Origin of the sequence: Mesorhizobium sp. M4A.F.Ca.ET.090.04.2.1 (genome assembly GCF_003999085.1) — a bacterium.
Lineage (GTDB): Bacteria > Pseudomonadota > Alphaproteobacteria > Rhizobiales > Rhizobiaceae > Mesorhizobium.
This window is the reverse complement of sequence record NZ_RZOT01000961.1, coordinates 1-809: the sequence shown is the minus strand read 5'-3', so window position 1 is coordinate 809 and position 809 is coordinate 1. Positions and strand designations below refer to the sequence as shown.

Annotated in this window: 1 protein-coding gene; it reads right to left on the bottom strand. The window is 63.4% G+C overall.

The genetic code is table 11. The features are described from left to right. The coding region (locus EN781_RS33475) for an MBL fold metallo-hydrolase (protein ID WP_127400779.1) at positions 1-514 on the bottom strand (514 nt) is incomplete at its 3' end. Positions 515-809: the final 295 nt, after the last annotated feature.

Below are 809 nucleotides of genomic sequence, written 5' to 3'. Positions count from 1 at the left end.
CATGATCCGTGTGCAGATGCGTGAGGTAAAGCTCGTCTACCTGCTCTGGTCGATACCCCGACGCGCGCAGATTGCCCACCAGCTGGCCCGTAGTTGCTCCCAGCAGCGAGCCCGCACCGGCGTCGATCAGGACCAGCTTGGCTCCGGTGTTCACGAGGAAGGAATTGTGCGAGGTCTCCACGACGTCGCCGAGGTAGTCGCGCTTCAAAGCGTCTTCGATCCGCGCCGGGTCGCCTCGCAGCAACTTCGTGGCGGGCAGCATATTGGTGCCGTCGGACAGCGCCGTCACCTCGAAGTCGCCGACCGTCAGGCGATAGAAACCGGGCGCCCGGCTTTTCGCCATGGGCGCATCAGCGAGCACAGGCCCCGCAAAGCTGCAGGCAAGGCAAAGGCAGCCGCCAGCCAAAAAGGCGCGACGGGTGGGATTGACGGCATCGCTATTGCTCGACCCGGGCTGGACAGGGGCGTCGGTGTCGTTGAACAGGCGATCAAGCGTTAGCCGGGGGGCGACCATTTTCCAACCTCTGTCTGCGCTCTGGCGCGGCACTGCGGATGGAAGGAAGCCCTTCCGCAAGTTCCTCGTTGCCGAAGTCTTGCATCCGGGCCGCGATCTCGTGCGCGTACTGTTCCCGGAAATAGCAAGCCCGTCTAATTTCATTGTCAGGGGCGGCCTTATTACTCCCTTGAATAACCCCTGCTGGACACGATGCGCGACATGCTGGAAGGCCGGCGCAGGCTAACAAGGAAGGCCGAACCCTCAAGCAGTGGCCGAAATCGAGCGCCGCCGGCGCCTTGGGCGAGGCCTGGAT